Source organism: Aeromonas sp. Y318-1, assembly GCF_027706125.1.
GTDB lineage: Bacteria > Pseudomonadota > Gammaproteobacteria > Enterobacterales > Aeromonadaceae > Aeromonas > Aeromonas hydrophila.
This window is the reverse complement of record NZ_JAPDCM010000002.1, coordinates 164,083-172,547: the sequence shown is the minus strand read 5'-3', so window position 1 is coordinate 172,547 and position 8,465 is coordinate 164,083. Positions and strand designations below refer to the sequence as shown.

At 56.1% G+C, this 8,465-nt stretch carries 6 protein-coding genes; 4 read left to right on the top strand and 2 right to left on the bottom strand.

Going from position 1 to position 8,465, the window contains the following annotated elements; genetic code table 11:
* Positions 1-88 precede the first annotated feature (88 nt).
* From OKB87_RS03340 to OKB87_RS03330, 3 genes are all read left to right on the top strand, one after another.
* On the top strand, positions 89-3,598 hold the full coding sequence (locus tag OKB87_RS03340; RefSeq protein ID WP_442866073.1) for a T1SS-143 repeat domain-containing protein: 3,510 nt from the start codon (positions 89-91) through the stop codon (positions 3,596-3,598).
* An 86-nt stretch (positions 3,599-3,684) separates the two neighbouring features.
* On the top strand, positions 3,685-4,242 hold the full coding sequence (locus OKB87_RS03335; RefSeq protein WP_039213295.1) for a hypothetical protein: 558 nt from the start codon (positions 3,685-3,687) through the stop codon (positions 4,240-4,242).
* Positions 4,243-4,298: 56 nt separating this feature from the next.
* Complete coding sequence (locus OKB87_RS03330) at positions 4,299-5,003, top strand: SIMPL domain-containing protein (RefSeq protein ID WP_029300114.1); 705 nt, start codon at positions 4,299-4,301, stop codon at positions 5,001-5,003.
* Between the two features lie 246 nt (positions 5,004-5,249).
* Here the strand turns inward: OKB87_RS03330 and OKB87_RS03325 are convergent, their stop codons facing one another.
* Complete coding sequence (locus tag OKB87_RS03325) at positions 5,250-6,626, bottom strand: amino acid permease (RefSeq protein ID WP_270826458.1); 1,377 nt, start codon at positions 6,624-6,626, stop codon at positions 5,250-5,252.
* Between the two features lie 362 nt (positions 6,627-6,988).
* Here OKB87_RS03325 and OKB87_RS03320 point away from each other — a divergent pair, with 362 nt between their 5' ends.
* Positions 6,989-7,276, top strand: a complete 288-nt coding sequence (locus OKB87_RS03320; protein WP_270826456.1) for a hypothetical protein — start codon at positions 6,989-6,991, stop codon at positions 7,274-7,276.
* An 89-nt stretch (positions 7,277-7,365) separates the two neighbouring features.
* On the opposite strand, the gene ppsR is transcribed toward OKB87_RS03320, so the two are convergent.
* Positions 7,366-8,178 carry a posphoenolpyruvate synthetase regulatory kinase/phosphorylase PpsR gene (gene ppsR / locus OKB87_RS03315; RefSeq protein WP_005302533.1) on the bottom strand — a complete coding sequence of 271 codons (813 nt, stop codon included), beginning with the start codon at positions 8,176-8,178 and terminating at the stop codon, positions 7,366-7,368.
* Positions 8,179-8,465 lie beyond the last annotated feature (287 nt).

Here is an 8,465-nt window from a genome sequence, read left to right as displayed (position 1 = left end):
TGACACAGCGACGGACAGCAAGACACTGGATTTGGGCGGGAACGTAACGTTCGATGATGACGGTCCGAGCGTGACCAGTAATCTAACTGTGCAACTCGATGACGACGCCTTGGCCAACGGTATTCCGGGTGGTCCGAATGACGATGACAATGCGGTAAACACTAACGGTATCCTCGCTCATAACTTCGGGGCTGATGGTGCAGGCAGCATGCAATGGCTGACCACGGGGGCACCGGCTGGGTTTACTTATGAAACTAACCCCTCTGGCGCCCTGTTGGTCAAACAGGGTGCGATCACAGTGCTGACAGTAACCCTGAACTCGGCTACTGGGGCGTATAGCGTGACGCAGAATGCGCCTATTCAGCATGCGAACGCTGATCAGGAGAACAACCAGGCGTTTACCTTGAACTATCAAGTAATTGATGGCGATGGCGATACCGCGAGTGGCACGTTGGCTATCAACGTCGATGATGATTCGCCGGTGGCGAAGAACGACACCGCCATTGTTGCTGAGTCCAGTGGCAAGGACTTCAATGTTGCCTTTGTGTTGGATTCCAGCGGTAGTATCAGCAACAGCGAGTTCACTACCATGATGAACGCTGTGAAGGCTGCAGGGCAGGCACTGTTCAACGGTACCGATGGCGATGTGAAAATCACCATAGTGGCGTTTTCTTCGGACTCACTGGCATATGCTCCGGTGACATCACTCGCTGCGTTCAATGCTTTAGTAGATGGAATCATCGCCAATAGACCGTTTAACGGCGATACCGACTTTACCGATGCTATCCAGCAAACCATGGTGTCTTATGCCCCAATAGAGGGTTGGAGCAACCAGGTTTTCTTTATCAGTGATGGCAACCCTAATGAGCAAACAGGTACAGGCGGTAACTCGCTGAGCAACGCGACGGCAACGGCTTGGAACACCTTTGTCGATAGTAATGCCATCAACGTCACCGCTATTGGTGTAGGAGATGGTATTAACACCACCCGTTTACAGGATGTCGATGTTGATGGCAGTGGAACCCCGATTCTGGTAACTGACTTTAGTGGCCTGATTAATACATTGCTTGGTCAGATCTCGGGCAACTTTGTCAGCGGTAACGTTCTGCTTGGCAACAACAACGCAGTAGGTGGTGGTGATGATGATTCATACGGAGCTGATGGCCCGGGGCGGATCATGTCCATCAAGATCGATGGCACGACTTATTTCTGGGATGGAGTCTTGGATGGAGATCAGCAGCTAACTAACATTACGACGGCACTGGGTGGCAAGCTGAGTTTTAATTTCGCCACGGGCATCTGGGGTTACACCTCGCCACAAAGCGTTGCTGCGGATACCAGCGAAAGCTTCGAGTATGTGATCGTTGACAAGGATGGAGATCAAGCGAGCGCTACTCTGACGATCAACATCGAAGATGCTGCCCCGGTTATCGGTAAGGTGGACGAGGACGAGCTGACTGGCGGTATCACCGATGGAGATGCCCAGACGACGACCGTATCAGGAAGCTTGGTTGAACTATTGGTTGGTACGAATAGCGGCCTGTTCAGTCTGGATTCCACACCAAATGTCATGCCATCCCTGACCTCGGACGGAGTGACGGTGACTTACGGCTTCTCTGGGAATACCCTGACAGCGATGGCTGGTGCGGCAACAGTCTTCACCTTGGTGGTGCAGAGCAATGGCTCTTACACCTTCACCCTGCTTGGGCCGCTAGATCATCCGAATGCTAATGGTGATGACAACGAGCTTCTGACGCTGAATCTGACTGGGGCCATTCGCGCTTCAGATGGGGTCAACCCGCTGCCGCTGGCTGGTGATCTGCTAATTCAGGTAGAAGATGATGTACCGACTATCCAGGCCAGCACCAACTTGGTGTACTCCAACAGCAGCAACCCGGGCGGTGGCACAGGTGTTTTCGATTACAGCACTGGTGCGGATAGCCGCGGCACAGGGCCGTTCTCGTCATCTGACTCGGATTTCAATACCATCGGCCTGACGGGAACCGTTGGTGGCAGGGCCATCACTTCGCAATTGGTCACCTGGGTGTCGGAGAGCGCTAGTTCGGCCACCTTTGATATTGAGTTCAATTACGCGCCGAATCCGGCCAGTCCAGGAATCACGCAGGAGGCAACCGGTACCCTGACCTTCGACAAGATCAATGGTACTTACACTTTATCGCTGGATGAACCGATCGAAGGCTTCAGTGTTCTCAAAACCAGTGCCTCGTTAAGTATCACGGGCTATGCATCTGGTGGCAGTGTGCCGGATAGCTCGCAGCCGGATGTGTCCGTGGCCAGGCTGGACAATGATTTTTATGTCCAGTTCAGGGGGGCGGCAGAGCCCGGTGGGGGTACGGGAGCCAACAATCTGCAAACCGGTGGTGCTAATACCAATGTATTTGCTAATGGCGAGTTGTTTACTCAGGCATCTTCTTGGGTCAGCGTCTCGAACTCGGCGAACGGTGTGGGCGGCGATACAATTGGTAAGGGTGAGGTGCTGGATTTAACATTCCACACTACCAATCCGACCGGTACAGTCGTTGCCAACCCCGATGGCAGAGCGGAAGGTATATTCCTGAAGTTCGACGGTATCAATAGTGAAGATTTGGTGGTGGTGCTGAAACTGATCGGCACCGGTGGCATAACCACCACACGGGCTCTGGTGATCAGCAACAGTGATATCGCTAAATCAAGCAGTAGTGCAGCAACGTTGGCCGCTCTGTTGGCTTACGGCATTACTCTGGATAACAACGATGGAGCTATTGTTATCGAGCACAATGACTACAACGGAGTAGGTGAGAACTGGCAAATCTACGGTGCGCAGATCCTGACCAGTGTCGAGGGTATTACCACCACCACTGCGCTGAATTTCAATGCGGCCCTCGGTGATTCGGGTGGTTCATATACGACCACAGACTTCAGTAACCAGACCGACAGCGATGTTGTTAAGGTCTCTGATATCGGTTTGATCACTTCGGAAAATACCACACTGGATGCCGAGTTGGACTTCCAGGTCGGGGTTAAGGATGCTGATAACGATGCAACTTCCACCACCAATCTGCATGTAACCATTGAAGCTGGCTCCACCTTAACCGGGTCGGCGTTGGCGGATGTGATTCAGGGTGGTGAAGGGAACGACACGCTCTTTGGTTTGGCTGGTGACGATACGCTGATTGGTGGACTGGGCAATGACATTCTGATCGGTGGTTTGGGTGGCGATACCATGACGGGTGGTGCCGGTAGCGATACCTTCAAGTGGCTTGCTGGCGATGCGGATGGCAGTACCGACAAGATTACCGACTTTACGTTGGGTAATCCGACCAGCGGTGGCGATGTACTGGATCTGTCGGATCTGCTGGTTGGTGTTCCCTCGGCAGCTAACAACAACGATCTGGCGACGGCGCTGGACAACTACTTGAAGTTTGATACTGCAACCAACAAGCTGACCATTGATACAAATGGGCTTACCAGTGGTGGTTCACAACTGACGGTACAGTTCCAGGGCAGCCTGGATCTGGAGCACAACGGTGGGCTGACGACCAACCACGACATCATCAAGCAACTGCTGGATGACGGCAACCTCAAGGTTGATCCGTAACCAGCCAAGGGGGCCGGGTAATACCTGGCCCCTGTTTTTTGACTGAGGGGGCGGCTAAGATAGCGGCAGTACAGGAGAGGGTCACCATGCAGTCATTTAACTGGGTTGATATCGATGGCATTCGCTATAGCTGGGACGGGCAGGGCAGCATTACCTGTACCGGCCAGTTTGGCTATCATGCCACGATGGCGGGTGATCGGATTGATGCGCTGGATCTGGAGAGCGATGATGGCGAGGTTGCTGGTTCACTGAATGTGGACTTTGCGGCGGCCACGATCTCATTCACGCCAGCCGTCGATGCAGCGCCACCCCATATGATGGTGCTGGTCGGTCATGAACAGGGGCAGCAGGAGTATACGTTGCAGAGTTTGAGCGATGTCTGCCTGCAGGATCTGCTCGGCCACTCTGACAACATCGACTGTGCCCCTCTGGTGACCACCACGATGACGGAGCCGGTAGCTCCGCTGGCCGGACATGTTCTGTCGTGGGACTCCTTCCATTTTGATGATGATGTGCTGCTGGGTTCCCGCAGCGCCACGCCACTGGCTGCTGCTCATCAGGGGCTGCCGGGTGGCGAGATCAGCATCAATATCGATATGACCAATCAGGTACTGGATCAGATCCCGCCGTTGCACGATATATGAATCCCATTCGACGACGGGCATAATGACCTCACTCCAATAGATTGAGGTCTTTTTTTATGTGGCGTCCCCTGCTTACCCTGTCAGCCCTGGTTATCAGTGCACCCCTGTTTGCCCTTGAAGTGCCGCAAGCTCCCCATCTGGTGGTGAGCGGTTATGCCGAGCAAAAAGCCGAGCCTGACATGCTGACGCTGAATGTCTCCGTAACGGCGCTGGAAAAACAAGGCATCAAGGCCAAGCAGCAGGTGGATGGCAAGGTTGCCGCCTTCTTTGGCCAGCTGGAAGGGCTGGGCATCAAGCGCAGCGATGTTGAGGCAGGCAATCTGGTGATCTCTCCGGAATACCAGTATCCGCAGAACAAGAAGCCGGAACTGGTGGGCTACCGTGCCCAGCGCCAGCTTGCGGTCAAACTCTATCAACTCGACAAGCTGAGCGAGCTGATGGACACCGCACTCAAGGCCGGGCTGGAATCCGTGTCCCAGATTGAGTACGGGCTCAAAGCGCCGCAAACCATCAAGGAGCAGGCGCGCCTCGGAGCGGTTGAAGATGCCAAAACCAAGGCTGAGTCTCTGGCCAAGGCGTTTGGCATGAAACTCGGCAAGGTTTACAGCGTCGAGTACCGCAACAATAGCCCCATGCCGATCTACAGCCGGGCCCTCAAGGCTGCCGCCATGGCACCTGCCGCCGACATGATGGAAAACAGCTACCAACAGCAGCAGATCACCATCACGGACAACGTGGAAGCCGTCTTCCTGCTGGAATAATCCCGCAGTTTTCTACCTGCCTATCTGCATCAAGCCCGAGCACTCTGTCTCGGGCTTGTTGTTTTTAGACGAGCAGGATGCTTGCTAGTTAAAGAGGGCTGGCGATTGCTGCTGGCTGAGCTCGTGCTCACAGGGTCATGGTGGACTGGAGAAGGGAGGCGGGCGATGCCAGCCTGCAGGGGTCATATCCGGGTAGAAAAAAGCCGGTCAGTGACCGGCTTTTGAGGGGCGATGAGGCTGATGCCATCAGCCCAGGTTGGCCGCGACGCGAGCCTGGCGCTTCTGCTTGAACTGATAGCCGATGGCCAGCACGATGATCCAGACAGGGATGAGCAGTACTGAGATCTGGATGCCCGGGGTCAGGTACATGATGACCAGGATGCCGGCCATGAAGGCGAGGCAGAGATAATTGCCGAACGGGTACCAAAACGCCTTGAACTTGGGAACCACGCCTTCGGCTTGCTTGCTCTTGCGAAACTTCAGGTGCGCGAGGCTTATCATGGCCCAGTTGATGACCAGGGCGGAGACCACCAGCGCCATCAACAGCTCGAACGCCTTGCCCGGCATCAGGTAGTTGATGAGTACGCACAGCAGGGTTGCCGCGGCGGAGACGGAGATGGCCACCACCGGCACACCGCTCTTGTTGGTCTTGAGCAGGCTGCGCGGGCCGTTGCCCTGCTTGGCCAGACCAAACAGCATGCGGCTGTTGCAGTAGACACAGCTGTTGTAAACCGACAGGGCCGCGGTCAGTACCACCATGTTGAGCACGGTGGCCACCAGATTGCTGTCCAGTGCATGGAAGATCATGACGAAGGGACTGCCGCCTTCCACCACCTTGCCCCAGGGGTAGAGGGACATCAGCACGGCCAGGGCGCCGATGTAGAAGATGAGGATCCGGTAGATCACCTGATTGGTGGCCTTGGGGATGCTCTTCTCGGGATTGTCGGCTTCGGCAGCCGTGATGCCGACCAGCTCGAGCCCGCCGAACGAGAACATGATCACCGCCATCGCCATCACCAGACCGCTGATGCCGTTGGTGAAGAAGCCGCCCTGGGCCCACAGGTTGCTGACGCTGGCGTCCGGGCCGCCATTGCCGCTGGCCAGCAGGTAGCCGCCAAAGCCGATCATGCCGATGATGGCCACCACCTTGATGATGGCGAACCAGAACTCCATCTCGCCAAACGCCTTGACGTTGGAGAGGTTGATGGCGTTGATCAGCACGAAGAAGAAGGCCGCCGACATCCAGGTCGGGATCTCGGGCCACCAGTACTGGACATAAATGCCCACTGCGGTCAGCTCGGCCATGCTCACCAGCACGTAGAGCACCCAGTAGTTCCAGCCGGAGGCAAAGCCGGCGAAGTCACCCCAGTATTTGTAGGCGAAGTGGCTGAAGGAGCCGGCTACCGGCTCTTCCACCACCATCTCGCCCAGCTGGCGCATGATCAGGAAGGCGATAAAACCACCGATGGCATAGCCAAGCAGCACGGAGGGGCCCGCCATCTTGATGGTCTGGGCAATGCCGAGAAACAGGCCGGTGCCGATGGCGCCGCCCAGCGCGATGAGCTGGATATGGCGGTTTTTCAAACCGCGTTTCAGCTCCTCGCCGTTTTGTTGAAGATCCATTCTTCCTTCCTTACGTCTTCTGAAGTCATTCGTCTGTCATCTCGTCCGTCGGGTCACTCCATGTGACCGTGCACGGCAAAGCGTGCCTGAAACGTGACGAAATCCGTATTTATTTCGTTACAGTGAGTCGCTTTCTGTTTTTTATGGCGACTACCAACGGAAGCAGAATAGTGATAATCCATCGCGGATGCACCTGTTTTCCTCATCATTCGCTGGTTTTTTCGGCGAAAGGCAGGTTTTTAGGGAGCGGCGAAGCTGGTAGGGAAGTGATTGGTTGCATTGTGAGCAGTTGGGCGCGGTTTGGTTGACTCTGTCGGAAATTCCTGTTTTATGAAGCCTCTTTTGCAGCAAGGATGCACTTCATGCAACGTATTATTGGCAGTTTGCTGGCCGTCGCGCTGTGGCTCACCGTGTGGCTTTCGCCCCTGCTGCTGACCATGGCGGTGGGGGGTCTGCTGGTGTGGGCCGTGCAGGGTGATGACTATCTGGTGATGCACTTGCGGACGGTCTTGTTGATCGCCGGTGCCATCGGCCTGCTGCCGGCCCTCTGGCTGACCGAGCGGGTACGCCGGCGTCACGGTGTGCTCAACTTCTATGCCATGCTGATGAACAACAGAGAGCTGAACCGCCCGGGCTCCCAGCCCCGCTGAGGTCCAGCCGACAAGCGCCGGATACGGTTGTATCCGGCGCTTTTTTATTGGCGTTTGCCGTGTCGTCAGCTTGCCGGCGGGCAGGCTTCTCAATAAAGCTGACGGCGCAGGCCGGTGGCCTCGAGGATCTTGGCGCTGATCTCCTCCACCGAGTGGGAGCTGGTGTCGAGGAAGCGGATCGCCTCCTGGCGAAACAGCCGCTCGACGCAGGCCAGCTCCTGTTCGCACTGCTCCAGCGAGGAGTAGCGGCTGTTGGCGCGGCGCTGGTTGCGGATCTCGTGCAGCCGCTGGGGGGCGATGGTAAGACCGAACAACTTGTGGCGATTGGCCTTGAGGGCGGCCGGCAGATCCAGGACTCCCATGTCCTGCTCGATGAAGGGGTAGTTGGCAGCGCGAATGCCGAACTGCAGCGCCAGATAGAGGCTGGTCGGCGTCTTGCCGCAGCGGGAGACCCCGATCAGGATGATGTCGGCCTCCTCATACTCCTTGGTGGTGATGCCATCGTCGTTGGCCAGCGCGAAGTTGACTGCCTCGATGCGATCGTCATAGAGCTTGCGGTTCTCCATGCCGTGGGTGCGGTGCAGCCTGGGCTCGGCCTTTACCCCAAGCTCGTGTTCCAGCGGGCTGACGAAGGTGTTGAGAAAGTCGTGGCTGCTGGCCTGGGCCTTGAGCACCTCCTCGCGCACCTGATGATCGACGATGGTGTGGAACAAAATAGGGCGGACCCCGGTCTGGCGGAACTGCTCGTCGATGCGCATCCGTACCTGGCGCGCCTTCTCCAGGGTTTCGACAAAGGGGATGGTGATTTGCTCGAAGGCCAGCGGAAACTGGCTCAACACGGCGTGGCCGAACACTTCGGCGGTGATGGCGGTGCCGTCTGAAACATAAAATACGGTGTGCACTGGGGGCTCCTGTGAGGGGGTCGGCGAGCTGGCAAGCAAGAAGTATCTCTCGAAACCATATCGTTTTTGTCAACCGGTCTGCCGTGCCCAAGTTGTGAAGTGGCTTGCAAACCTGAGTCGTTACCTTTTTGTGTTGGCATTGTAGAATGTCTGTGTCATTCGACCATCCCCAAATCTTGCTCGGGGATTTTTTTGACAATAAGTAGAAAACGTTTTCATGGTCGTTGGCAACAGTAGAAACAGACAATAACGCACATAAACTGGCGCACAAGGTGCCATGGCGGCAC

Bases quoted from the DNA above. Each gene is read 5' to 3' on its own strand.
- OKB87_RS03320 (WP_270826456.1), top strand. From the start codon at position 6,989: ATGCAACGTATTATTGGCAGTTTGCTGGCCGTCGCGCTGTGGCTCACC.
- OKB87_RS03335 (WP_039213295.1), top strand. From the start codon at position 3,685: ATGCAGTCATTTAACTGGGTTGATATCGATGGCATTCGCTATAGCTGG.
- OKB87_RS03330 (WP_029300114.1), top strand. From the start codon at position 4,299: ATGTGGCGTCCCCTGCTTACCCTGTCAGCCCTGGTTATCAGTGCACCC.
- OKB87_RS03325 (WP_270826458.1), bottom strand. From the start codon at position 6,626: ATGGATCTTCAACAAAACGGCGAGGAGCTGAAACGCGGTTTGAAAAAC.